This is a genomic window from Arthrobacter sp. R4 (assembly GCF_051365025.1).
Lineage (GTDB): Bacteria > Actinomycetota > Actinomycetes > Actinomycetales > Micrococcaceae > Arthrobacter.
Window position 1 is genome coordinate 64,696 of sequence record NZ_JBLWIJ010000026.1, and the last position, 22,483, is coordinate 87,178.

Below are 22,483 nucleotides of genomic sequence, written 5' to 3' on the forward strand. Positions count from 1 at the left end.
TATGTACATCCAGTATGCGTAATGTATACATTTAACGCCAGCGTGACAGGCGTCACCCTGAAATTACTCGTGGAGGACAAACACCATGGCTAGAGTCCCAGTTCCGGTTTCCGGCGCAGCGCCGCGCCAGGACAAGCCGATTCATCCCAAGGGCCTGTACAAGGCCTTCGCCGCCAGCCTCACCGGCACCGCACTCGAGTGGTACGACTTCGCCGTCTACTCCGCCGCGGCCGCCGTCGTATTCCCCATCGTTTTCTTCCCGTCCTCGGATCCGCTGACGGGCACTATCCTCGCGTTCTCCACCTATGCGGTGGGCTACGTTTCCCGCCCTGTGGGCGGCATCATCTTCGGCCGGCTCGGCGACCGGATCGGCCGCAAAAAGGTCCTCGTGACCACGCTGATGATCATCGGTGTGGCCACCGTCCTCATCGGCGTCCTGCCCGGATACGGCAGCATCGGCATCACGGCGCCCATCATCCTGGTGCTGCTGCGGTTCGCCCAGGGCGTAGGCGTGGGCGGCGAATGGGGCGGCGCAGTACTGCTCTCCAGCGAATACGGGGACCCGCACCGCCGTGGCTTCTGGGCCTCGGCCGCGCAGGTCGGCCCGCCGGCCGGCAACCTGCTGGCCAACGGCGCCCTGGCGATCCTGACCCTGGCCCTGACCGAGGAGCAGTTCCTCAGCTTCGGCTGGCGGATCGCGTTCCTCGTCTCCGCCGTACTGGTGGGATTCGGCCTCTGGATCCGGCTCAAGCTGGAGGACACTCCGATCTTCAAGGCCATCGAGGCGCACGGCGAACAGCCCAACGCCCCGGTCCGCGAAGTCTTCAGCAAAGAGCTCCGCCCGCTGATCGCCGCCATCCTGTGCCGCGTCGGCCCCGACGTCCTTTATGCGCTCTTCACGGTATTCACACTGACATACGGCATCCAGACCCTCGGCTACGAGCGCAACCAGGTGCTCACCGCAGTCCTGATCGGTTCGGCGTTCCAGCTGTTCATGATCCCCCTGGCCGGCGCCGTGTCCGACCGCTTCAACCGCCGTGTGGTCTACGGCACCGCCGCGGTCCTGGGCGCCCTGTGGACGTTCGTCTTCTTCGGGATCCTCGGCGGCGACAACGAGCCGATGCTGATCATTGGCATCGTGCTGGGGCTTGTGGCGCACTCCTTTATGTACGGGCCGCAGGCCGCGTTCATCGTGGAGCAGTTCTCGCCGCGGCTCCGCTCCACCGGCAGCTCACTGGCCTACACCTTTGCCGGCGTGATCGGCGGCGCCATTGCACCGCTGATGTTCACGGTGCTGCTGTCCCAGTTCGGCACCTGGATTCCCGTGGCGATCTACGTTGCCGTTGCAGGTGCCGTCACCTTGGTGGGACTGGCCCTGGGCCGGGATTCGAACACCGTGGAGGACGAGGACTACCGGCTCCTGCTGGAAGGCACCGGGGCCGCACCGCAGCCGTCCGGAATCCGCGAAACCAAGTGAAAGCCCGGAGTTCTTGTCCAGGGAAGTCGCCCAAAACGCGCCTTGGAAGTCACGTGGACAAGAACTCCTTCAGTTGCGGAGCAGGATGTCCCGCGTGACAGCCAGATGATGGTCAATGGCCTGCTGGGCCTTCGCGGAATCGCCGGACACCAGGGCATCGAGGATGTCCTGGTGTTCGGCGCATACCTGCTCCCGGCGGCCACCGGTGCGGAACAGCGCGGACACGCCCACCAGGATCTGGCGGACATGCAGCTTGCTGTAAGTGCGGGAGATCAGTTCGTTGCCGGCGGCGTCGATCAACTGCTGGTGGAAGAGGGTGTCCAGCCGGATGAACTCGCGCGCAGCCTCAGGATTCAGTTCATCAGGAAGGGCTGCCTGCTGGTCGAGGGTGTCCTGCATGGTCCGGGCGGGCACCACGCCCTGTTCGATCACCAGCCGGGCGGAATGGCTTTCCAGGACACCCCGCAGCTCCATGAGTTCGGACATCTCACGGCCGGTCACCGGCGGAACGTAGGCGCCGCGCTGCGGGATCAGTTCCACCAGGCCGTCGGAGACGAGCAGCAGGAGGGCCTCACGCACAGGGGTCCGCGAAACGCCAATTTCGGCAGCAAGCTCCTGTTCGTTCAGGAACCGGCCCTGCATGTCCGGATCGGTCAGGATGTTTTCGCGGAGGTACGCGTACGCTTTTTCCCGGCCGGACGCCGCCGTTCCCGACATTTTTCGCATACATTATGTATACAACAGAATGGAGTAATTCATGCGTTTAGCAGTGGCCCAAATCATCACCGGAGCCGATCTGGCCGCCAACCTGGAACTGATCCGAGAATACGCCACCCGCGCAAAAGCTGCCGGGGCGGAACTCGTGGTGTTCCCGGAAGCCGCCATGCGCGCCTTCGGCCACCGGCTGACGGATATCGCTGAAACGGTCGACGGCGCCTGGGCCGGCAGTGTGCGCAGCCTCGCCAAGGAGTTGGACATCACGGTAGTGGCGGGCATGTTCACTCCAGGGCGGGACGGGCGCGTCCGCAACACCCTGCTGGTTACTGGACCTCATGTGGAAACCTCCTACGACAAGATCCACCTCTTTGACGCATTCGGTTTCGCCGAGTCAGACACCGTGGACGCCGGAACCGGTCCCGTGACCTTCGAGGTGAACGGCACCACCTTCGGCCTCGCCACCTGCTACGACGTCCGCTTTCCTGCCCTGTTCACCGCCAACGCCAAGGCAGGTGCCCAGGTCAACATCGTCTGCGCCTCGTGGGGCGCCGGCGAGGGCAAGGCGGAGCAGTGGGACCTTCTGGTCCGGGCCCGGGCCCTGGACAGCACCACGTTCGTGGTGGCCTGCGGCCAGGGTGATCCGGCCAGCGTCGGCATCACCACCGCCGGCAATACACCCACGGGCATCGGGCACAGTGCCGTCATCTCTCCCTTGGGTTCAGCCCTGGTGGCGCTTGGCGGCGAACCGGAACTCGCCGTCGTCGACATTGACCCGTCCGTCGTTGCCGAGGTCCGCGGCAAATTGCCCGTCCTGGAGAACGCCCGGGCCTTCTAGGCCGTGCGGGAGATGGCCGCGTTCACGGAAGCACAAATCCCCTGAGTGCGGCCATCCACGGCCCGAAACAATCCAGGTGGGCGTCATGGGAGGCCCCGGGGAGGTCAACCCGCGTCGCATTCCCTGCCTCGCCGGACAAACCCGGCCTTGTCCGCTTCGTCAAACATGCCGGCCTCCCCGTAGGCCACCAGGGTGGGCACAGCCACGCTTTCCCACTCCCCCCTGCCCGGCGCTAACGGTAAATCCCTGGATTGACGGAGGCATCCCCTCACCGTACGTGAATCCCACCGCGCGCCCGGTGAGCTGCCGTTCATTTTCACGAAACCTTCTGGCCTTTAACGTCCGACGGCGGATTCTCACCCTCCGCGGACACAGTTTCGCGCCGCTGTTGGCATCCAGCGTGCTGATCCGGGGTTCTCCGCACAGCTCAACAGCCCCGTTAACATTTCGGAAACATAACGGTCATGCGATCTTCACGTAGGCGAGGTTTGCGTAACCTTCCTGCAACTTAGCGAAGCAGAAACGGAAACACACGGCGGCAAATATTGGCCAGGGGGAATGCGAGGGCCGAACTGGAGAGTCCCGTATTGCAGGCTCAACGGGAAGGGACCCGCAGATGGAAATCACTGCGCAACACGTCTGGCTGATGATTTCAGCGGCAATGGTACTGTTCATGACCCCCGGGCTAGGCCTCTTCTATGGGGGCATGACCCGCGCCAAGGCGGCCCTCAACATGATCCTGATGAGCTTCATCTCTGCAGGAATCGTCGGTGTGGTCTGGGTGCTCTGGGGCTACTCGATGACCACTGGCGAAGGCATCCTGGGCCTCTTCGGCAACCCCTTTGCCAACTTCGGCCTGCAGAACCTCATGGGCTCCCCCGACCTCATCAAGGCAGGCTACAGCGCCACTTTTGCCATCATCACCGTGGCCCTGATCAGCGGCGCCATCGCGGACCGTGCCCGGTTCAGCGCCTGGGCAGTCTTCGTTCCGGTGTGGATCACGCTCGTCTACTGCCCGCTCGCCTACATGATCTGGGGCGGCGGACTCCTCAGTGCCGGCGGCGCCCTGACGTCGATCTTCGGCCAAGTCATCGACTTCGCCGGCGGCGCAGTAGTAGAAATCAGCTCCGGCACTGCTGCCCTGGTCCTTGCCCTGATCGTGGGCCAGCGGCACGGCTTCGCCAAGGATCCCAACCACCGCCCGCACAACGTCCCCTTCATCATGCTTGGTGCCGCCATCCTGTGGTTCGGTTGGTTCGGCTTCAACGGCGGCGCGGCGACGACGGCGGAACAGGCCGGCCTCATCTGGGTCAACACCCTGGTCACCCCCGCCGCAGCCATGCTCAGCTGGCTGGTCGTCGAAAAGGTACGGCACGGCCACCCGACGTCCCTCGGCGCTGCCTCCGGCGTGGTGGCAGGCCTGGTGGCAATCACCCCGTCCTGTGCCAACATCAGCCCGGTGGCCGCCATCGGCCTGGGCCTGGTGGCCGGCGCAGCCTGCTGCTGGTTTGTGGACCTGAAGTACCGCTTCGGCCTGGACGATTCCCTCGACGTTGTGGGTGTCCACCTCGGCGCGGGCCTTATCGGGACGTTGGCCCTGGGATTCATCGCCCTTCCCGTGGACGGCGTGGGTGGTGGACTGTTGTACGGCGGAGGCGTGCAGCAGCTGATCGCCCAGACCGCCGCAGTGGTGGTCACCCTGGTCCTCTCCGGCGGCATGACGCTGGTGATTGGGCGCGCGATCAACAAGACCATCGGCTTCCGGGTCAGCCACGAGGCCGAGACCGTGGGCGTGGACCTCGCCGAGCACGCCGAGAGCGCCTACTCCTTTGGGGAACTGGGCAGCCGTTTCAACCCGTCCGGCCACCTCGCTGCCGCGCAACCGGCAGCCCGGGAGTCCGCCTCCCAGCGCGCCAAGGAAGACAGCTTCGCCTGACACTGCGACCCATTCTGTTGCGCCTTTGTTGCGCCGAAAAGGATCGGTTTCTATGTGATAACGGCTCTGGAGGATGCGAAGACGGGCGGCGTATGCTGATGTCACGTCGCTAGCCTGAGAGCTGAAAAAATGGCGAAGAAGAAACGCGGACACGGTCTGGTCGCGACCCTCGGAAGGGTCATCGGGTTCTTCACCGCGAGCGCATTATGCGGCGTTCTTGTTGCGAGCCTGGTGGTTCCGGCGGTGGCAGCCGCAGGCTTCGGGGTCAGCAGTTCCATCAGTTTCTTCGACCGCCTGCCTGAGGAACTTGTGGTCGCGCCGCCGTCGCAATCCACCAAGGTCCTGGCCTCCGATGGCCAGCTCATTGCAACGTTCTATGCCGAGAACCGGATCAAAGTCCCGCTGGACCAGATGTCGCCCTACATCCGTGACGCCGTCGTAGCCATCGAGGACAGCCGCTACTACGAGCACGCCGGAATCGACCCCCAAGGGATCCTGCGCGCTGCGATCTCCAACATGACCAGTGGCGGCAGGCAGGGTGCGTCCACTATCACCCAGCAGTACGTCACTAATGTGATCAACGAGGCCTACCTCTCCCAGGACAAGACGGACGAGGTAATCCTCAGCGGCCAAAAAAGCATGGCTGACAAGCTCCGGGAGATGAAGCTTGCCGTCGCGTTGGAGAAGAAGTTCAGCAAGGAGCAGATCCTCGAGGGCTACCTCAACATCGTGTTCTTCAACCGGGATGCATACGGCATCGAGGCCGCTTCGCAGTACTTCTTCAGTACCTCGGCGAAGGACCTCACACTGCCGCAGGCCGCGCTCCTGGCCGGACTGGTGAACAGCCCTAGCTTCTATAACCCCGCGGTCAATCCGGACAAATCGATCGTCCGGCGCAACCAGGTGCTTTCCGAGATGCTTGCCACGGAAAAAATCACCCAGGCCGAGCATGACGCGGCTGTTGCAACGCCCATCGAGCTGAAGCTGAACCCCGGCAGGCAGGGCTGCGCCAACGCCACGATGGCGCCGTACTTCTGCGACTACATTTCCCACCTCATCCTCAACAACCCGGCGTACGGGGCAAGCCTGATAGAACGCGAACGGAGGCTCTACCGGGGCGGCCTGACCATCAAGACCACGCTGGATCCAAGGTTGCAGGCTGCGGCGCAGGCACAGGTGGACAGCACGGCGGGTGCAAATCCCGACAGGTGGGGGGCGGCGCTGGTGACGATCCAGCCTGGTACCGGCAACATCCTCGCGATGGCCCAGAACACTGTGTTCCTGCCGGAGGAAGGGAAATTCGACACGCAGCTGAATTTCAACGTGGACGCCCGCGATCCGCAGGGCAATGACCTCAATGGTGCCGGCGGATTCCAACCGGGATCCACCATGAAACCGTTCACCTTCGCTGAGTGGCTCAATGAAGGCAAGTCCATGACGGCCGAAGTGGACGCTTCCCGGCGGGTATATCCGTTGGGATTCCCCTGGCGGTCCAGCTGCGGCAGGGTCCTGGGCGCGTACAGCACGGCCCAGAACAATCCCGAGCTGGGCGCCGCCGACGACCTGCAGAACGCGGACGAGGGCTACTACCGCCGCATGCCAGTTAACTACGGCCTCTACAACTCCATCAACACCGCCACGTTCGCCTCCGCTGCCCAGCTTGATTTCTGCGGCATCCAGAAAATGGTGGACGCTGTGGGGCTGCACAGCGGCCTGGACGGCGCGCAGATCAACATGCACCAGCTGGGCAACCTGCTCGGCGCCATTGGCGTGGCCCCGCTCCACCTGGCGAATGCCTTTGCGACCTTCGCCAATGACGGCCGTTACTGCGTCCCCATCGCAGTGGTGGACGTGACGGACGTGAACGGCGGCAAGCTTCCCGCCCAGGCCAGCGAATGCCGCAACGCGGTCAAACCCGAAGTGGCACGTGGTGTCAACGCAGTTCTCCAGGACGTCCTGAAAGTGGGCTCCGGCGTGTGGATCAATCCCAAGATCCACACTGTGGTGCCCACCGCGGCAAAGACCGGAACCTCGAACAACAACGGCGCCACCTGGATTGTTGGCTACACGTCAGGCCTGGCCACCGCGTCCTTCTTCGGTGATGCTTTGGAGGGCCAGAAGCGGCCCGGCCAGAACGTCACCATCAACGGCGTGTTCTACCCCCGCTTGGACGGCTACATGATCGCCGGCCCGCAGTGGGTCAACTACATGCTGCAAGTGGTGAAGCTCTACCCTGCGAATCCGTTCCCGCCGCCGCCTGCTTCGATGTCGTCCCCTTCACCCGCTCCCTCAGCAAAACCCTAGGAGTCCGGCCTGACCGCGGGTAAGGGTGCGAAAATGATCCGATGCCAACCCTTGAGACCAACCGGCTGATCTTGCGACCGTGGGAGCCGGAGGACGCTGACTTCGCCTTCGACCTGTACTCCCGCTGGGAAGTGCAGCGGTTCATCGGCAATCCTCCCCGCGTGATGACCGGGCGGGCCGAGGCGGAGGTGCGGATCCGGGACTGGCGGCAAATGGACAACCCTGTGCACGCGGTCTGGGTTGTGCAGCTCAAGGGGTCCGGCCAACTGGTGGGAAACCTGCTCCTGAAATCCATTCCCGCGTCCGGGCCCTCCCTGCCGCTGCAGCCGTCCGGCGATACGGAAATCGGCTGGCACTTCCATCCCGACCATTGGGGCCACGGTTTCGCGACCGAGGCAGCGGCCGCTGCCCTGAACTTCGCCTTTGCCAGCGGACTCAGGCGGGTGGTGGCGGTGACGGCGCCGGCCAATGCTGCCTCCCAGAAAGTCTGCATCAGGATCGGTATGCGGCATCTGGGGCGGACCCCCCGGTACTACAACTCGCTCTGCGAGCTTTTCGAGGCGACTGCCCCGCAGCCGTAGCCGCCGTCGTCGTGTATTTCAACAGATACTGTCGGGTGTTTCAGGAGATGCTTCAGTCAGCGAGGATGAGGTAAAGCGCCCGCCGGGTTTCATCGAGTTTTTCGATGGCGGCAGTGCGTTGCTCCTCGGTGGCGCCGCGGAACTGGTGGATGACCCCCATGAGTTTTCCGATGCTCTCGTGAAAAGCGGGTCCGGTGGCGTCTCCGGCGGCGTTCCAGGCGTTGTCCAGTTCCTCACTGTTCTCCGCCACATACTCCCTGCCTGCGTCGGTAAGCGCGAATTCGGTACGCCGGCCTTCGCCAACAGGGCTGATGAGTTCCTCGTCAACCAACTGCTGAAGGGTGGGATAGACCGAGCCCGGGCTGGGGCGCCACGCGCCGGAGGTCTTTTCGGCGATCGTCTTGATCAGCCCGTACCCGTTCGACGGCGCCTCCGCCAGGAGGGACAGGATGGCTGATCTGACATCACCCCTGTTGGCCCGCCTGGGACCGCCCGGTCCGAACCCCGGCCCAAAGCCCGGGCCGAAACCTCGGGGCCCGAAACCGCGCGGCCCGAAGCCACCGCCGCCGTGGCCATGCGGTCCGCGGCGCCCGTGCCCGCGTCCGAAGCGTCCGCGGCGCGGCTCATTGTCTTCATATTTGTTGTCTTCGTACATGCCTTTCATAGCGGCATTGTCCTTCCGGTTGTGGAGTTTCCAGTCGCCCACCACACCGGTGAGCGATACTTAACGATATATCGCTGAGTATCGCTTGGCAATAGCCGACGACGGCGGCAAGGTGCCGCCGTCGTTATCCCGCTAACCGGTGCCGTTCCACAGCCGCTGCCACCACGTGCGCTTCGCTTCCGGCTGCGGCTCAGGGCTGGCGTCCTTCGCGCGGGCGGTGCGGCGCTGGTGCCAGCGCGCCACTTCGACGTCGATGTCCCGGGTCTTGGTGACGACGGGCGGGCCGCCCTGCAGCTGCCGCCGGGCGTCGATGACACGAGAGTTGAAGTCCTTCAGGATGTCCCGGACCTGCTTTTCGATGAACTGGGTGTCCAGGCGGGCATCCAGTTCGGCGTCCTCGGTGCGCAGCAGGATGGCCTTGGGCCCCAGGCCACTGATGTTCTCGCGCTGGATCAGGCCCTTGACCCACCAGTCTGGATCGTAGGCCTCGCCCAGGCCGGGAATCGGCTTGCCCGAGTACTTGAGGTTGTCGAACTTGCCTTGGGCCATGGCGTCGCGGATGAGGTACTCCACCCGTTTGGCGTCGTCTACCTTGCGTCGTTTTTGCCGCTCGTTTTCCTCAGCGGCCTCCAGTTGTGCCTCTTCCTCGGCGCTAATGCCCGCGCCCCGGTAGGAACGCAGCTCCGCACCGCGTTCCAGCCGCCGCCTGAAAGCGTTGTCAGCTTCACCCATGTCCCGTCACCGCCCCTGAACTGCGCCGCTCCTGACTTCCAGTATTCAAGTGTCCGCATCCGGTTTCAACGGGTCCGGAGCACGGGTGCTGTGTGCCGCCATCAGCGGTGATGCACTTGGGGAAGTGTTCCGCGTTATGCTCCGTCTCGATCAGCGCGTAGTGGAAGACCCTTCAGTTGGGTTTCCCTGCCTGCCGCGTGACTCCACCCGGAACCATTCGACGCAAATGGGAGCCCGCCGCCGTCCCGAGCGGCGTCGTGCTGTGGGTCCAGGCCCTGCCCGGCGCAGGCCGTCCGCGTTCGGGGCCCGTGGCCCAGCCGACGGGTGTCTGACTTGATTGGCGTCATGCAGCGCTCTCCAGCAACTTGGCCCGGGACAGCACGCCCTCGAAGTAGCCGCCTTTGAAGAAGAGCAGCGGCTCTGCGCCATCCCTGGCACCTAGTGCTCGCACCGCGCCCACCACGATGGTGTGGTCACCGCCGTCGTATTCATCATGCAGTTCGCAATCCACCCATGCGAGGGCCTGATCCAGCACCGGACTGCCCAGCGGCGAGGCGGTGTAGTCGACGCCGGCAAACTTGTCGGTTCCGGAGCGGGCAAACTGCGCGGCGAGGTGCTGGTGCCCGGCGGGCAGGATGTTCACCGTGAACCGTCCGGCTTTCCGGAGTTGCGGCCAGGTGCTGGAGCTGCGGGCAGGGCTGAATGTGATCAGGGCCGGATCCAGCGAGAGGGAAGAGAAGGACTGGCAAGTGAAGCCGACCGGGCCGTTATCCGTGGCCGCGGTGATCACCGTCAAACCGGAGGCGAAGTGGCCCAGGACGTGACGCAGGCGCTGGGGGGTGAGATCAAAATGTTCCGTCATGTTCTTTTCCTTTCAAGGCCGATAATTCAAACCAACCACCCGTCCAAAGCCCTTTCAACCACAGGTGAAACGCACCGACGCGCAGAGAAACCTGGCTTCACAGCCCGAAGTATGGGGTAACGCAGGAGCCTGTATTACTGGCTCTGACCAGCACGTTTGGCCCCGTTTTGGACTCGCGGCCTGAGCGCGTCCGAGAGAGCGGTGACCAGTTCATCCGACGTCGCGGAACGTCGTGCACCGCAACGGTCCGCAGGATTGGTTAACAGAGCGGGACAATGCCACGGCAGGTACTTAAGCTACTGCTACGTGATGTGCCCGAGAGGCTAGGGAGCGGTCTGCAAAACCGCTAACGCGGGTTCGAATCCCGCCATCACGTCCACTCCGCAAGCCGCGGGGATCTCAGGTGGCTGCGGGTAGTCCAGCAAAGGGTCCCAGACGCAGCGCGTCATCAGGGAGAGCATCGCCGGGCAGCCTGCCGTCAACTGGTGACGGATCTGGTTCGTGGCGCGCCAGTTCGTCCATGATGTGGGGTGGCCAGTGGGGTGGTTCCCAGTCTTGGTGTTCGCTTTGGTAGTGGCGGCCGGTGGGTGAGGTCCAGCCGGGTGGTTTGTCGATGCTGGCTGCGGTGGGTGTCCAGGCGGTGGTGTGTTTTAGCCGGTGGTGTTTGGGGCAGGGCTGTCCGAGGTTGCTGATGCCGGTGGTGCCGCCGTCGGCCCAGGCCAGGAGGTGGTCTGCTTCGTTGTCCAGGGAGTGGTTGTTGCAGCCGGGGAACGGACATTTGCCGTCCCGCATTCTCAGCCATTGGCGCATCGCGGCAGGAACCCGGTAGCTTTGGCGGCCGATCTCCAGCGGCGCCCCGTTCCGGGGGTCGGTCAACACGCGGTGGAACGAGCCGGCGCCGTCCGCGACCAGGCTCCGGGCCATCGACGCCGGGATCGGCCCGTACCCGTCGAGGGTGGCTGGTTCGTCGGTGAGGCCCATCAGCGCGAACACCGGCACGGTCACCAGGACCTGCGCCGCCGGCGACGGCACCCGCCCCGCCATCAAGTCGTTGCCCGGCGACTCTTCAGCGGAGACGCCGTCAGCCGTTGATACATCGACTGACGTATCGTCTGCGGTGCCCGAGCTGAGGAGCAGTTTGGCTGCGATGTCGGCGCGGAGCTGGGTCATGGTGCGGGTCTCGGCCGGGCCCTGGAGTGCCCGGGCGGTGGCGGTGATGCCGTTCCAGATCCCGGCCGCCCGGTCCGCGGGCAGGTAAGCCGAAAGCCAGGCCATGCCGTCCCGGTCCGGGACGTACTCCAACCGACGGTCCAACACACTCCTGGCATGGCGCTTTTCAATACTCACCGGATGGTGCCGTTCGCGCCACGTCCGGGCCTTTGCCCGGAACCGGGACGGGACCAGCTCCCCGACCGGGCACTCCCGGGCCCGGTCCGGAACGTCCGGGCCCAGGAAACGGGCCTCCAACGCCGCCGCACCGGCCGCATCCAGGCCGGTCGTTTCATCGACCATGACCCGCGCGTGCTGCCACGACAGATCCCCGGACTGCAGCGCAGCCAGCGTCAGCGGCAAGGCAGTGGTCAGCTCATGCGCCTGCGCCAACAGCGCCGAAGCCGAGCGCTCACTCACCGTCAGCGCACACGCGACCTCGGACACCACACCCATCTCCTGGGCCGTGTGTTCCCCAGGGGTCCTGACCGGGCCGTCCAGGGCCGCAGCCTTCCCCGCATACGCGGCGGCCAGGCGCACCCTGAACGCCGCCACCATCGCGTCCACCCGGACCGAACCGCCCAGCCCGTCCAAGCACGCATCGGCCTGCCCCCGCAAAGGATCACCACCCCCGGAACCCGTCCCGGAACCCTGGCCATCCAGCCCCCGGCGCACAAAGGCAGCAAACTCCGCCGCAGCAGCCTCGAAAGCCTCAACCGCCTCGTCAACACCCGGGATCCCCATACCCCCATCATCCAGCGACCCGCCAACAAAAACAGCCCAGCACATCGCCTATGTGGATAACCCCGACCCGCTACCCGAACCTCGGGAATGTTTCCGGCCGGGCCAGAGAACCGGGTCAGCCGAAGACCAGATGCCCCGCCCCCTTCACAGGGCCGGAATTCCGGCTCCTCAGTGCTGGCGGAGCGAGGCTGTCCCCTGGGCCAGGCGGGTAATCCGCTGCCAGTCCTCGGCTTCAACGGCTGCGCGGGGAGTAAGCCAACTGCCACCCACACAGGTGACATTCGCCAGCGACAGGTAGCCCGGCGCGGAGTCAAGGGTCACCCCGCCCGTCGGGCAAAACTGCACCTGCGGGATGGGCGCTCCGATGGCCGAGAGATAGTCTGGTCCGCCAGCCGGGCCGGCCGGGAAGAACTTCATGGCCGTCAGGCCCCGCTCCAGGACCGCCATCACTTCGCCGACGGTGGCCACCCCTGGAAGCACGGGGATGCCAACTTGCAGCATGTGGTCCAGCAGGGACGGTGTCATTCCGGGGCTCACCAGGAACTGGGCACCTGCGGACGCGGCGGCGTCGGCCTGGCCGGGCGTGAGGATGGTGCCGGCGCCCACAAGGATGTCCGGCACTTCGTTGGCAATGAGCTTCAGCGATTCGAGGGCGCTGTCCGTGCGCAGCGTCAGCTCGATAATCCGCACGCCGCCGTCGGCCAGTGCCCTGGCCACTGGGACGGCATGCTGCGGGTCCTCGATGGTGACGACGGGGATGACCGGTGAAACGTGCAGCACGCTGGTTGCGTCAGCCATGGGTGATCTCTTTTCTCAGGCCGTCCAGCCCGTCGGTTTCGATGGTGCGGTACCAGTGCATGAGCAGCCCCGCGAAGGTGGTGCTGGCCGCGAGTCCGGCGTCGAAAATGCTCCGCACGCCGAGCATCGCCGGGACGACGGTGGCGGCAGTACGCTCCGCCGGAAGGACGGACTGGAGTTCGGCGGCCAGCGGATCGTTCAGTCCGGCCGCGGGTGTGGTGGCTACGTGGTGCATCCATGCGGCCACGGCGAGCGCGGCCCACTTTGGTTCGCGTCCGGCGTCGAGGTTTGCGCGGATGGTGGTCAGCAGGCGCAGCCCGACCTTCTGCGATCCGTCGCTGCCCACTTTGGCCGTGGTGTGTCCCAGGGCGGGGTTGGCGAAACGCTCCAGGATCTGGGCGCAGTACGATGCACCGTCCAAGCCAGCGGGCAGGCTAATGGTGGGGAGGGCATCGTGGGCCAGCATGAGGCTGCAAGCCGTGCGGAAGGCGTCCTCCCCCACGGCGTCGCTGATGGTCTCCTTGCCCGTGGCCAGGCCAAGGTAAGCGAGCATCGAATGGCTGGCGTTAAGCAGGCGGAGCTTGGCCGCCTCCCATGCGGCGACGTCGGTGCTGAACAGCGCGCCGGCTTCCTCCCAGGCTGGGCGGTCCGCGGCGAAGTTGTCCTCGATGACCCACTGCATAAACGGTTCCGCCACCACGGCGGCATCATCGCGCAGTCCCAGTTCATGTTCGACGGCGGCAAGGTCGCCGTCGGTAGTGGCTGGCACCATACGGTCAACCATGGTGGACGGGAACGTCACGTTTGCATCCAGCCAGGCCAAGAGCTGCCCGGACTCGGCGGAAGGGAGGGCGGTGGCGAACGCGCGGACCAGGGTTCCGGTCAGCTCCCCGTTGCCCGGCAGGTTGTCGCACGAAACAACGGTAAGCGGTCCAGCGCCAGTACGGGCACGTTGCTGGATTCCCCGGGTGATCTGTCCAATGGCGGTCTGCGGCGGGTGGCCGGCGAGGTCGGCCTGCACCTGCGGATCGCCGATGTTGAGGGATCCTGTGTGCGGATCAATCCGGTAGCCCTTCTCAGTGACCGTTAGCGTCACCACCTGAGTGGTGGCGGCGGCGATCCGGTTCACGACGCTTTCCGGGTGGTCCCTGCCGGAGATGGCTTCCACAACGCTGGAGACCACCCGAAGCGGCGCGGCTCCGCTGCCCCGTTCCGTTACGGTGAACAGTCCATCCTGCGGCGTCAGCTGGCGTGCGACCGTGTCCGAACGCTGGGTAACCCCCACAATGCCCCAGTCCTGGGAACCTGTGGCGAGCATGGCGTTTTCGGTGAACACCGCCGTGTGGGCGCGGACGAAGGCGCCCAGGCCAAGATGGACGATGCCGGGACGTAGCGTTCCGGGGGCCAGCAGGGGGCGGTGTTTGCCGTTCGCCGCGAGAGATGCTGCGCTTAGGCGTGCGATGGCTGCACTCCTTCGGGGGAAAGTCCGGAGGCACCCGCATGGGCTCGGGTCTGCTCCAGCGTGGGGATGAAGCCGGTGCCGCCCTTACCGCCGACGACCAGCGACGCCGCCGCGGCGCCATAGCGGGCAGCCACGGGGAGGGTGTCACCCAGGACCATCCGGGCCGTCAGGGTGCCGACGAACGCGTCGCCTGCCCCGGTTTGGTCCACAACCGCGGGTGCCGGGATGGATTTAATCCAGGTGCTGTCCTGGCCTTTGCCTTCCAGCTGGATCCCGTCTGCTCCGCACGTCACCGCAACGTTCACGGCGCCGAGGCTGCGCAACTTGGCCGCAGCCTCCGCCGCCGTGCCGCAGCCCAGGAGTGCGGAGGTTTCGCCGGGAAACGACGGTGTGGCCAGGAAGGTGCGCGGCGCGAGCTGCAGCAGTGCCGCCGTCGCATCCTCTACGGACGTGAGCCGGGGGCGGAAGTTGGGATCGAACACAAAGCGTTTAGCCAGCGCGGCTGCCTTCATGACTGCGGCGCGGGACGACTCCGAGATGGCGCACGCGATGCCGCCGGCCACCACGGCACCGGCCGCCGAGAACACTGCCGGGTCGACGTCGTCGGGGCCAAGGCTGGATCCAACGCTGCCGCTGCGGGCGTAGGAGAACTCGCGCTGCCCGTCGGGGTCGCAGTGCACCAGGTAAACGCCCTGCTGTCCGGTCCGGAACGCCAACAGATCGGGGGAAACGCCGAGTTCAACGATTCGGGCGGCGATCGCCTTGCCGAGGTCGTCGTCGGTCAGCACGGACAGCAGGCCAACGCGGGCGCCGGCGGCAGCCGCGGCCGCCGCCACGTTGAGGGCGTCGCCGGAAATGCCGAGCTGGGCCGGCACGCCATGGGCGAAGGCCACGTCCGTGGCAACTTCAACGAGGATCTCGCCCATCACCACAACGTCGAACGGGGCGGAAGGTTTGTGGTCCGTGTTGCTCACCAGTCATGCACCGATCCGTCGAGCCGCCGGTTAATGGGCAGGTATTTCGGGTCGAACGGGAAGCGGGCGGCGGCTTCCTCGTTGAACTCTACGCCGATGCCGGGGGCGTCACCGGGGTGCATGTACCCGTCGTTAAAGCTGTAAGACGCGGTAAAAACCTCGTTCGCCGGCTCCCGGTGGCCCATATATTCCTGGATGCCGAAGTTGGGGATGCTCATGTCCACGTGCAGGGCTGCCGCGAACGAGGCCGGCGAGAGATCGCCCGCGCCGTGCGACCCGGAACGCACTCCGTACAGGTCCGCCAGGGAGAAAATCCGGCGCAGGTGCGTGATGCCGCCCGAATGCGAAACGGAGGTGCGGATGTAATCGATGAGCCGCTCGGTGATCAACTGCTGGCAGTCCCAAATCGAGTTGAACACCTCGCCCACGGCGATGGGGGTGGTGGTGTGCTGGCGGATCAGGCGGAACGCCGACTGATCCTCAGCCGGCGTCGGATCCTCGATCCAGAACGGCCGGTACTGCTCCAGCGAAGCGCCCAACCGGCCCGCCTCGATCGGCGAAAGGCGGTGGTGCACGTCGTGGAGGACGTGCACCCCATAGCCGAACTCTTCGCGGACATGGGCCATCATCTTCGGCGCAAAGTCCAGGTACGCCGAAGTCTCCCAGGTGTCCTCCTGAGGGACGTTGCCGCTGGCGGGCTCGTACATCTTCCCGTCCACCGGTGCGATTCCGTAGGTCTTTTCCAGGCCCGGGACAGCCGCCTGGGCGCGAATGGCCTTGTAGCCAAGGTCCAGGTGGTGCTGGAAGTCGGCACTGAGGTCCGCCAGCGTGGACCCGCTTGCATGGCCGTAGACCATCACGCCCTCGCGGGCGGCCCCGCCGAGGAGCTCGTACACCGGCATGCCGGCGGCCTTGCCCTTGATGTCCCAAAGTGCGACGTCGATGGCCGCGATCGCTGTCATGGTCACCGGTCCGCGGCGCCAGTAGGCGCCCTTGTAGAAGTACTGCCAGGCGTCCTCGATCCGGCGCGCGTCGCGGCCGATCAGCAGCGGGCAGAGGTGCTCGGACAGGTATGACGCCACGGCCAGCTCGCGGCCGTTGAGTGTGGCGTCGCCGATGCCGGTGATGCCGTCCTCGGTTTCAATAACGAGCGTGACGTAATTCCGTCCGGGCGACGAAACCACCACCCGTGCGTCGGTGATCTTCACTGTGGGTCCTTCTTACTTCCGCGAAGTGTGGCTGGGGTCTGCGCTGGCACCGGTGGAAACGCTCTCATGGGTGTGCCATTCGGCGTATTCCTTACCGCCGCGCTGTCCCGGCGCCGTTTCCGGCAGGAGGGCGAGGCAAACAATGCTGATGAGGATCAGGGCTGAGACGTAGATTGCGACTCCCGTAATTGATCCACCTGCTGCGACGAGCAACGCGGTCGCAACCACCGTGAACGGACCGCTGGCGATCATGGCGCCGAACTGCCAGACGATCGAGACACCGGTGTAACGGCCACGGACCGGGAAGAGCTCGGGGTAGAAGGAAGCCTGCGGAGCGTACGTTCCGGCGTGCCCCAGAGCCAGGCCAGCAACGAGGATGGCAACGATGGGAAGGGTGTCGCCGCTGGCGATGGCAGCGAAGGCCGGCCAGATGAGGACGAGGTTGAGGATCGCGGCGCCCAGGAAGACCTTCTTGCGGCCGATCTTGTCCGTCAACCAGCCCCAGACCGGGATCATGGCCAGCTCGACAAGGATGGCAATGATGATCGCCTGCAGCACAAAGGCAGAGTCGTTTCCAAGGTTCTTGGAGTAGGCCACCAGGAAGACGGTGTAGAACGGGAAAACTGCGGCTTCGACAAACTTGGAGCCCATTCCGAGGAAGACTTCGCGGCGGCTTTCACGGAAGACCACCTTGACGGGCGCCTGCTGGGCCTTGGCATTCTCCTTCACTTCCTTGAATACGTCCGATTCGTCAATCCGAAGGCGGATCCAGAGCCCGACGGCGACGACCACGATGCTCAGCAGGAAGGGCACGCGCCAGCCCCAGGCAAGGAACTGTTCTTCGGAGAGCGCGGTGGTCAGGTAGGCAAAGAGCGCGGAGGGCACAAGGTAGGCAGCCGGCGAGCCCATTTGGACGAGGCTGGCAAAGAATCCGCGCCTGTTGGGCGGAGCTGCCTCCGCCGTCAACAGCACAGCACCGCCCTGTTCACCGCCGACGCCGAATCCTTGGATGAGCCTGACGAACACCAGGATGACCGCGGCCCACAGGCCGATGGTTTCGTAGGTCGGCATGAGGCCGATGGCAAAGGTCCCGAGCCCCGTTAGCAGGAGCGTCCAGACGAGGGCTTTCTTGCGGCCGATCCTGTCACCGATGTGTCCCCAGACAATCCCGCCGAGCGGACGGGCGAAGAATCCCACGGCGTACGTGGAGAACGCGGCAAGCGTGCCCAGCAGCGGATCGATGTCCGGGAAGAAGATCTTGTTGAAAACCAGGGCCGAGGCTGTCCCGTAAATGAAGAAGTCATAATACTCAGCCATAGTCCCAATGAAGGAGGCACCCGCAGTCTTGCGGACCTTCTTCAAATCGTATGACGGCGGCGCGATGCTTGCGCTCATCAGTTGCTCCTTTGCAGGCGATGAAGAATGAAAGGGGAGGGGAGAAAACGAGGGAGAGCCGGCGCTCTTCTTGACTCGCGGCTGCACCTCGTTACTACTACCATACAAGCACTACCATTCTAGTGTGTCAACAGTAATAGACTGAAGCCATGGCAACCGAGAAACGCGGCAAGGAACAGCAACCGCGACTGTCCGTCAGGGATCAGACCCTGGAAACACTTCGGCGTCGCATCATTTCCCTGCAACTCCCTCCGGGTGAGCCGCTCTCAGAGAATGAACTGGCGCAGGAACTGGGCGTGAGCCGGACCCCGGTGCGGGAAAGCCTCATACTCCTTCGGGAGGAAGGGCTGGTTCAGGTCTTCCCCCAGATCGGCTCATTCGTCTCGCTGGTGGATCTTGGACGGGTCTCGGAGGCCCAGTTCGTCCGGGAGGCTATCGAATGTGCGTCCCTCAAGGACGTTGCCGTGGATGCGGCCGGCCTCGCGGGCCTCCGCGAAATACTGCGGAGCCAATCAGATGCAGAAGCCAGCGGAGATGTTGAGGAATTCTTCCGCCTGGACGAGGACTTCCACCGCGAACTCCTGCGACTGGCGGGTCATGAGTCCGCCTGGGCAGCCGTCAACTCGGCCAAGGCCCACCTGGACCGCGCGCGGCGCTTGAGCCTACTGGATACCAGGCCTGTGGCCACGTTGATTGAGCAGCATACGGCCGTGGTGGACGCGCTGGAAGCCAACAACCTGACGGACGCGGACAGCTCATTGCGCCTCCACCTGCGGGGCGTCTTCGAGGACGTTCAGCGCATCCAGGAGAAAACTCCGGAGCTCTTTTCCGACGGCGCAGTACGTCGCCCCACGCGGCGGAGCGTCGCCCGCCTGACGTAAGAGGACGACGGCGGGAAGTCCCGCCGTCGTCCTTCAGCCGTGCGCTGTTGCAGTTGCCGTTGCTTACCGTCCGTTGACGGGCACGCCAAGCATTTTCGCCAGGGCACCAAGGATCCTGTCCGTAACCTCCTCGATTCCGCCAATTCCGTCCACCTGGGCCAGGATCCCGCGCCCGGCATACCTGGCCACCACAGCTTCGGTCTGCTGGTGATACAGGTCCAGCCGGTGGCGGATGACGCTTTCGTTGTCGTCGCTCCGGCCAGCTTCCTTGGCCCGGAACAGGAGTCGCTGGACGAGTTCCTCGTCGTCGGCCGTCAGCTGGAGCACTACGCCCAGTTCCTGCTCGCGGGCGGCCAGGAGCCCGTCGAGGTAGTCCACCTGGGCGGTTGTGCGCGGGTAGCCGTCCAGTAGGAAGCCGCTCCCGACGTCGTCCTGGCAAAGGCGGTTTCGGACCATTTCGTTGGTGACGCTGTCCGGTACGAAATCGCCATTGTCCATGTACTTCATAGCCTCGATCCCGAGCGGGGTCCCGCCCTTGACGTGGGCGCGGAAGATATCGCCGGTGGAGATCGCGGCAACACCAAGGCGCTCGGAGATCCTTTCGGCCTGCGTTCCCTTGCCCGAACCGGGCGGCCCGATAATCAGCATTCTCGTCATTCAGTACCCCTCACTGGGTTATGGGACGTCGTCGTCCTGGCCCGATGCTACGGATCCAAAGGTTGCGAACGGGCTGCATCGGCACCTGAGAGCAGAGTACGACGGCGGGACGCACCCGCCGTCGTACTCTTTCCTTTTGTGCTGTTACCGGTAGTCCTGGCGCAGTGGGCGGTCAGGTCCGGGCGTGCTCGGCGAGGACGGCATCGATCTGGCCGACTGCCTCCTTCATGCCTTCCTCCATGCCCATCTTGATCATTTCTTCCATCTGCTCTTCGGATTCGAAGGTGGACATGATGGTCATCCGCGTGCGGCCGCCGATGTCTTCGAGGTCAACGCTGGCATGGGCGCTGCCCAGGGCATCTATCGGAGCGCCGGACTCGTCGGCAAAACCGTCATCGAACTGAAGCTTCCGGGGCGCGTCGATGGCGGTGAATTTCCACCAGCCCCTGGGCTTCTCCCCTTCAGGAGTGGTCATGTAATAGCTGGCCTTCCCGCCGGGCTGGAAATCAAAGCCCTCGAACGTGGCGGGGTAGCCGGGAGGCCCCCACCAGCGCTCGAGCTGCCGGGGGTCTTCCCAGATCTGCCAGACGCGTTTGACGGCGGCATCGAACTCGGCAACGAGGGTGAGGCTGAGTGCCTCGAGATTCGTGGTGGAACTGATAACAGGCATTACCGTACCTTCCTATCCTTCAGCCAGGATGTCCGCGATCCGTTCGGCACGCTGCCGCCAGATCGTCTCGTACTCATCTAGCAGCCGGCGGGCCTTTGCCAAACCTTCGTGATTACCCCGCACGATCTGCTCCCTTCCGCGCTTCTCCTTGGTGACCAGGGAAGCGCGCTCCAACACCGCCACATGCTTTTGGACGGCGGCGAAACTCATGGCGTAGAGGGCCGCGAGGCCGGACACCGAATACTCCGCCACCGTGACCCTGCGGACAATGTCCCGGCGGGTGGAGTCCGCGAACGCCTGGAAGAGGCGGTCGACGTCGGCATCACTCATCTGATCTACAACCATTTGGTTGTACGATACGCCGGCCGCTGAGGGGTGTCAACGGATGTTTTTGTTCCGTGGTGGAACCTGGCTCCGGCAGCGGCATGCGCGAGTATCACGTGTCAATGGGATCTGTGCGATGATCGGACTGTGACCGCGGAGACGAAACCCACCAAGCGACCCACCAGCTTTGATGTCGCCAAGAGGGCCGGGGTTTCCCGCGCTACAGTCAGCCACGTGCTGAACGGCCAGGGTTCCCGCTTCCCGGAGCAGACCCAGCAAAAAGTACTCAAGGCCGCAGCTGAGCTTCAGTACAAACCGTCGCCCGCCGGACGAGCCCTGGTGACCGGACGCAGCGACATCCTTGTGGTACTCATCCCCAACGCGACGTTCGGTACCAACTTGCAGGATCTCGTGGACGGCGTCAGCGCCCAGGCTGCCCGCCACGGCCTGAGCGTGGTGGTGCGCTTCGCCGGGCGCGATGCGGCGGAAACCCTTGCCGCCATCCTGCACTTCCGGCCGGTGGCCGTGGTGGACATTGGAGTCCTGACCCCCGAAGACCGCGAAACGCTGGAGGCGACCGGAGCGGTGGCCATTCCGCGGTACAGGCACTCACGGGAACCTGAAGGGGACCTCAACTTCCTCGTGGGCAGGGCCATGGCGGAGGAACTGCTTCGCGACGGACCCCGCCGGCTGGCCTTCGCCGCCTTGGTTGACGAACGGCAGGACCCCTTCGGGCCACCACGTTATGCGGGGATGAAAGCTGCGGTGCGCGCCCGGGGACTGCCAACGCCGGAACGGCTGGACATTCCACTCAAGCTGGCAGGGGCGAAGGCGGCCCTCGAAGCCTTCGCAGCGCAGGGCACGCCGATGGGGGTTGGCTGCTACAACGACGACGTTGCCATCGCCGTTCTGGCCGCCGGCCGGGCTCTCGGGCTCAAGACCCCGGGCGATCTCTCGGTGGTTGGCGTGGATGCAACGGAGGTGGGACAGCTCGTCTCCCCCCGACTGACGACTGTGCTCATGCAGGACGACGCACTCATGGAGCAGATCGCGGCAGACCTGGCTGAGCTGCACCAGAAAGAGGCAACGCAGCAGGTGCATGACCCGCGGCCGATGGTCAGGATCGTCCAGGGCGAGACCACCTGAGGCCTTATTTTCGGCAACACTCCGGCGGTGCGTTGACACGCAGTGTTACTAGTGACATGCTCGTTACATGGACCTGTTGGACAGCTGGACAGCTAGACAAGACCGGGTGGTACGCGTCGGTGCGGCCGAAGCGGTTTTTGCTTCGCTCCGCGGTGCCATCGAAGGCGGCAAAATCCCTGTCGGTACGCGGTTGGACTCAGAGGCCTCCCTGGCCAAGCAATACGGAGTCAGCCGCACCATGGTCCGCGAGGCCCTGCGTTCCTGCACAGCCCTCGGACTGACCGCCACCCACACCGGCAAGGGCACCTTTGTCATCGCCGACAAAGTGGCCCAGGACCTCAAGCTCGGCAAGTACTCCGCCAGCGCCCTCGTTGAGGCCCGCCCCCATGTAGAGGTTCCGGCCGCAGGCCTGGCCGCCCAACGCCGCACCAACGAGGACCTGGAAGCCCTCCGGGAAATTCTCCGCGAAATGTCGGAAGCTGAGAACCTGCAACAGTGGGTGCAGCTTAACACCGAATTCCATGTCACCATCGCCCGGTCCAGCGGCAACGGCGTCTTCGAATCATTCCTCTCGGACATCTGTGAGGCGATGGCGAACCAGTCCAACACCCTCAACCTCGTTGCCGACCGGCGCAAGGAATCAGGCGATGAACACGCCCGAATCTTCGAGGCCATTGAGCGCGGCTCCGCCGAAGATGCGTCCCAGGCCATGACCATGCACCTGCACGGGGTGGAGTGTGCCCTCGGCACCATCGTCCCTGGCGGTGGTCCCACCGGGGCAGGCCGTACCGGCTAAATTCGCCCGCTATTCCGCAGTCCACCCGTGCCTCCGCCATCCCGCGGTGCCATCAACTACGCCCCAAAACGGCTCCCGCCATGCCGTCCACGCCCGTCAACGAAGCCCTGT

Annotated in this window: 21 protein-coding genes and 1 tRNA gene; 9 read left to right on the plus strand and 13 right to left on the minus strand. The window is 64.8% G+C overall.

The window, feature by feature from the left end:
• Positions 1-85 precede the first annotated feature (85 nt).
• Positions 86-1,477, plus strand: coding sequence for an MFS transporter (locus ACLKOZ_RS16370; protein WP_436476554.1), 1,392 nt, complete (start codon positions 86-88; stop codon positions 1,475-1,477).
• 69 nt (positions 1,478-1,546) lie between these two features.
• On the opposite strand, the gene ACLKOZ_RS16375 is transcribed toward ACLKOZ_RS16370, so the two are convergent.
• Positions 1,547-2,203, minus strand: a complete 657-nt coding sequence (locus ACLKOZ_RS16375) for a GntR family transcriptional regulator (RefSeq protein WP_376048484.1) — start codon at positions 2,201-2,203, stop codon at positions 1,547-1,549.
• Positions 2,204-2,234: 31 nt separating this feature from the next.
• On the opposite strand from ACLKOZ_RS16375, the gene ACLKOZ_RS16380 reads away from it, so the two are divergent.
• From ACLKOZ_RS16380 to ACLKOZ_RS16395, 4 genes are all read left to right on the plus strand, one after another.
• On the plus strand, positions 2,235-3,029 hold the full coding sequence (locus ACLKOZ_RS16380; RefSeq protein WP_436476557.1) for a carbon-nitrogen hydrolase family protein: 795 nt from the start codon (positions 2,235-2,237) through the stop codon (positions 3,027-3,029).
• Positions 3,030-3,645: 616 nt separating this feature from the next.
• Positions 3,646-4,965 (plus strand): ammonium transporter, encoded by a 1,320-nt coding sequence (locus ACLKOZ_RS16385; RefSeq protein ID WP_436476559.1) that lies wholly within the window; start codon positions 3,646-3,648, stop codon positions 4,963-4,965.
• Between the two features lie 129 nt (positions 4,966-5,094).
• Positions 5,095-7,269, plus strand: a complete 2,175-nt coding sequence (locus ACLKOZ_RS16390; protein ID WP_337348814.1) for a transglycosylase domain-containing protein — start codon at positions 5,095-5,097, stop codon at positions 7,267-7,269.
• Between the two features lie 41 nt (positions 7,270-7,310).
• The gene (locus ACLKOZ_RS16395; RefSeq protein ID WP_436476561.1) at positions 7,311-7,850 is read left to right on the plus strand and encodes a GNAT family N-acetyltransferase; all 540 of its coding nucleotides are present in this window, start codon (positions 7,311-7,313) and stop codon (positions 7,848-7,850) included.
• 52 nt (positions 7,851-7,902) lie between these two features.
• Here ACLKOZ_RS16395 and ACLKOZ_RS16400 read toward each other — a convergent pair whose 3' ends face one another.
• From ACLKOZ_RS16400 to ACLKOZ_RS16410, 3 genes are all read right to left on the minus strand, one after another.
• Positions 7,903-8,514: a PadR family transcriptional regulator gene (locus ACLKOZ_RS16400; RefSeq protein WP_436476563.1), complete on the minus strand. Its 612-nt coding sequence runs from the start codon at positions 8,512-8,514 to the stop codon at positions 7,903-7,905.
• A 132-nt stretch (positions 8,515-8,646) separates the two neighbouring features.
• Positions 8,647-9,246 carry a DUF1992 domain-containing protein gene (locus tag ACLKOZ_RS16405; protein ID WP_436476565.1) on the minus strand — a complete coding sequence of 200 codons (600 nt, stop codon included), beginning with the start codon at positions 9,244-9,246 and terminating at the stop codon, positions 8,647-8,649.
• 343 nt (positions 9,247-9,589) lie between these two features.
• The gene (locus tag ACLKOZ_RS16410; protein ID WP_436476567.1) at positions 9,590-10,108 is read right to left on the minus strand and encodes a flavin reductase family protein; all 519 of its coding nucleotides are present in this window, start codon (positions 10,106-10,108) and stop codon (positions 9,590-9,592) included.
• 305 nt (positions 10,109-10,413) lie between these two features.
• On the opposite strand from ACLKOZ_RS16410, the gene ACLKOZ_RS16415 reads away from it, so the two are divergent.
• A tRNA-Cys gene (locus ACLKOZ_RS16415) sits at positions 10,414-10,487 on the plus strand.
• Positions 10,488-10,507: 20 nt separating this feature from the next.
• Here ACLKOZ_RS16415 and ACLKOZ_RS16420 read toward each other — a convergent pair.
• From ACLKOZ_RS16420 to ACLKOZ_RS16445, 6 genes are all read right to left on the minus strand, one after another.
• Entirely contained in the window at positions 10,508-12,061 is a 1,554-nt protein-coding gene (locus ACLKOZ_RS16420; protein WP_436476569.1) for a DUF222 domain-containing protein, read from the minus strand.
• Between the two features lie 168 nt (positions 12,062-12,229).
• Positions 12,230-12,859 carry a bifunctional 4-hydroxy-2-oxoglutarate aldolase/2-dehydro-3-deoxy-phosphogluconate aldolase gene (eda, locus tag ACLKOZ_RS16425; RefSeq protein ID WP_436476571.1) on the minus strand — a complete coding sequence of 210 codons (630 nt, stop codon included), beginning with the start codon at positions 12,857-12,859 and terminating at the stop codon, positions 12,230-12,232.
• Positions 12,852-14,321, minus strand: coding sequence for a mannitol dehydrogenase family protein (locus ACLKOZ_RS16430; RefSeq protein WP_436476659.1), 1,470 nt, complete (start codon positions 14,319-14,321; stop codon positions 12,852-12,854). The genes eda and ACLKOZ_RS16430 overlap by 8 nt, the downstream gene beginning before the upstream one ends.
• Entirely contained in the window at positions 14,309-15,247 is a 939-nt protein-coding gene (locus ACLKOZ_RS16435) for a PfkB family carbohydrate kinase (protein ID WP_436476661.1), read from the minus strand. Before ACLKOZ_RS16435 ends, ACLKOZ_RS16430 begins: the two co-directional genes overlap by 13 nt.
• A gap of 44 nt (positions 15,248-15,291) precedes the next feature.
• Positions 15,292-16,503, minus strand: a complete 1,212-nt coding sequence (gene manD, locus ACLKOZ_RS16440) for a D-mannonate dehydratase ManD (RefSeq protein WP_436476573.1) — start codon at positions 16,501-16,503, stop codon at positions 15,292-15,294.
• Between the two features lie 12 nt (positions 16,504-16,515).
• Positions 16,516-17,898: an MFS transporter gene (locus ACLKOZ_RS16445; RefSeq protein WP_436476575.1), complete on the minus strand. Its 1,383-nt coding sequence runs from the start codon at positions 17,896-17,898 to the stop codon at positions 16,516-16,518.
• A gap of 149 nt (positions 17,899-18,047) precedes the next feature.
• Between ACLKOZ_RS16445 and ACLKOZ_RS16450 the strand changes: the two genes are divergently transcribed.
• Complete coding sequence (locus tag ACLKOZ_RS16450) at positions 18,048-18,779, plus strand: GntR family transcriptional regulator (RefSeq protein ID WP_337349159.1); 732 nt, start codon at positions 18,048-18,050, stop codon at positions 18,777-18,779.
• Between the two features lie 63 nt (positions 18,780-18,842).
• Here ACLKOZ_RS16450 and ACLKOZ_RS16455 read toward each other — a convergent pair whose 3' ends face one another.
• The 3 genes from ACLKOZ_RS16455 to ACLKOZ_RS16465 form a co-directional block, all read right to left on the minus strand.
• A complete protein-coding gene (locus tag ACLKOZ_RS16455) occupies positions 18,843-19,427 on the minus strand; it encodes an adenylate kinase (protein WP_436476663.1) in 585 nt (194 codons plus the stop codon).
• A gap of 181 nt (positions 19,428-19,608) precedes the next feature.
• Positions 19,609-20,106: an SRPBCC family protein gene (locus ACLKOZ_RS16460; RefSeq protein WP_436476577.1), complete on the minus strand. Its 498-nt coding sequence runs from the start codon at positions 20,104-20,106 to the stop codon at positions 19,609-19,611.
• Between the two features lie 12 nt (positions 20,107-20,118).
• A complete protein-coding gene (locus ACLKOZ_RS16465; protein ID WP_436476579.1) occupies positions 20,119-20,451 on the minus strand; it encodes an ArsR/SmtB family transcription factor in 333 nt (110 codons plus the stop codon).
• A gap of 126 nt (positions 20,452-20,577) precedes the next feature.
• Between ACLKOZ_RS16465 and ACLKOZ_RS16470 the strand changes: the two genes are divergently transcribed.
• Together ACLKOZ_RS16470 and ACLKOZ_RS16475 are read left to right on the plus strand one after the other, a co-directional pair.
• A complete protein-coding gene (locus ACLKOZ_RS16470; RefSeq protein ID WP_436476581.1) occupies positions 20,578-21,576 on the plus strand; it encodes a LacI family DNA-binding transcriptional regulator in 999 nt (332 codons plus the stop codon).
• 67 nt (positions 21,577-21,643) lie between these two features.
• Complete coding sequence (locus ACLKOZ_RS16475) at positions 21,644-22,372, plus strand: FadR/GntR family transcriptional regulator (RefSeq protein WP_436476583.1); 729 nt, start codon at positions 21,644-21,646, stop codon at positions 22,370-22,372.
• Positions 22,373-22,483: the final 111 nt, after the last annotated feature.

Coding starts and splice junctions, on each gene's coding strand:
- ACLKOZ_RS16390 (WP_337348814.1), top strand. CDS start 5,095: ATGGCGAAGAAGAAACGCGGACACGGTCTGGTCGCGACCCTCGGAAGG.
- ACLKOZ_RS16420 (WP_436476569.1), bottom strand. CDS start 12,061: ATGGGGATCCCGGGTGTTGACGAGGCGGTTGAGGCTTTCGAGGCTGCT.
- ACLKOZ_RS16450 (WP_337349159.1), top strand. CDS start 18,048: ATGGCAACCGAGAAACGCGGCAAGGAACAGCAACCGCGACTGTCCGTC.
- ACLKOZ_RS16405 (WP_436476565.1), bottom strand. CDS start 9,246: ATGGGTGAAGCTGACAACGCTTTCAGGCGGCGGCTGGAACGCGGTGCG.
- ACLKOZ_RS16475 (WP_436476583.1), top strand. CDS start 21,644: ATGGACCTGTTGGACAGCTGGACAGCTAGACAAGACCGGGTGGTACGC.
- ACLKOZ_RS16410 (WP_436476567.1), bottom strand. CDS start 10,108: ATGACGGAACATTTTGATCTCACCCCCCAGCGCCTGCGTCACGTCCTG.
- ACLKOZ_RS16445 (WP_436476575.1), bottom strand. CDS start 17,898: ATGAGCGCAAGCATCGCGCCGCCGTCATACGATTTGAAGAAGGTCCGC.
- ACLKOZ_RS16370 (WP_436476554.1), top strand. CDS start 86: ATGGCTAGAGTCCCAGTTCCGGTTTCCGGCGCAGCGCCGCGCCAGGAC.
- eda (WP_436476571.1), bottom strand. CDS start 12,859: ATGGCTGACGCAACCAGCGTGCTGCACGTTTCACCGGTCATCCCCGTC.
- ACLKOZ_RS16385 (WP_436476559.1), top strand. CDS start 3,646: ATGGAAATCACTGCGCAACACGTCTGGCTGATGATTTCAGCGGCAATG.
- ACLKOZ_RS16380 (WP_436476557.1), top strand. CDS start 2,235: ATGCGTTTAGCAGTGGCCCAAATCATCACCGGAGCCGATCTGGCCGCC.
- ACLKOZ_RS16400 (WP_436476563.1), bottom strand. CDS start 8,514: ATGAAAGGCATGTACGAAGACAACAAATATGAAGACAATGAGCCGCGC.
- ACLKOZ_RS16455 (WP_436476663.1), bottom strand. CDS start 19,427: ATGCTGATTATCGGGCCGCCCGGTTCGGGCAAGGGAACGCAGGCCGAA.
- ACLKOZ_RS16375 (WP_376048484.1), bottom strand. CDS start 2,203: ATGCGAAAAATGTCGGGAACGGCGGCGTCCGGCCGGGAAAAAGCGTAC.
- ACLKOZ_RS16395 (WP_436476561.1), top strand. CDS start 7,311: ATGCCAACCCTTGAGACCAACCGGCTGATCTTGCGACCGTGGGAGCCG.
- ACLKOZ_RS16465 (WP_436476579.1), bottom strand. CDS start 20,451: ATGGTTGTAGATCAGATGAGTGATGCCGACGTCGACCGCCTCTTCCAG.
- ACLKOZ_RS16435 (WP_436476661.1), bottom strand. CDS start 15,247: ATGGGCGAGATCCTCGTTGAAGTTGCCACGGACGTGGCCTTCGCCCAT.
- ACLKOZ_RS16460 (WP_436476577.1), bottom strand. CDS start 20,106: ATGCCTGTTATCAGTTCCACCACGAATCTCGAGGCACTCAGCCTCACC.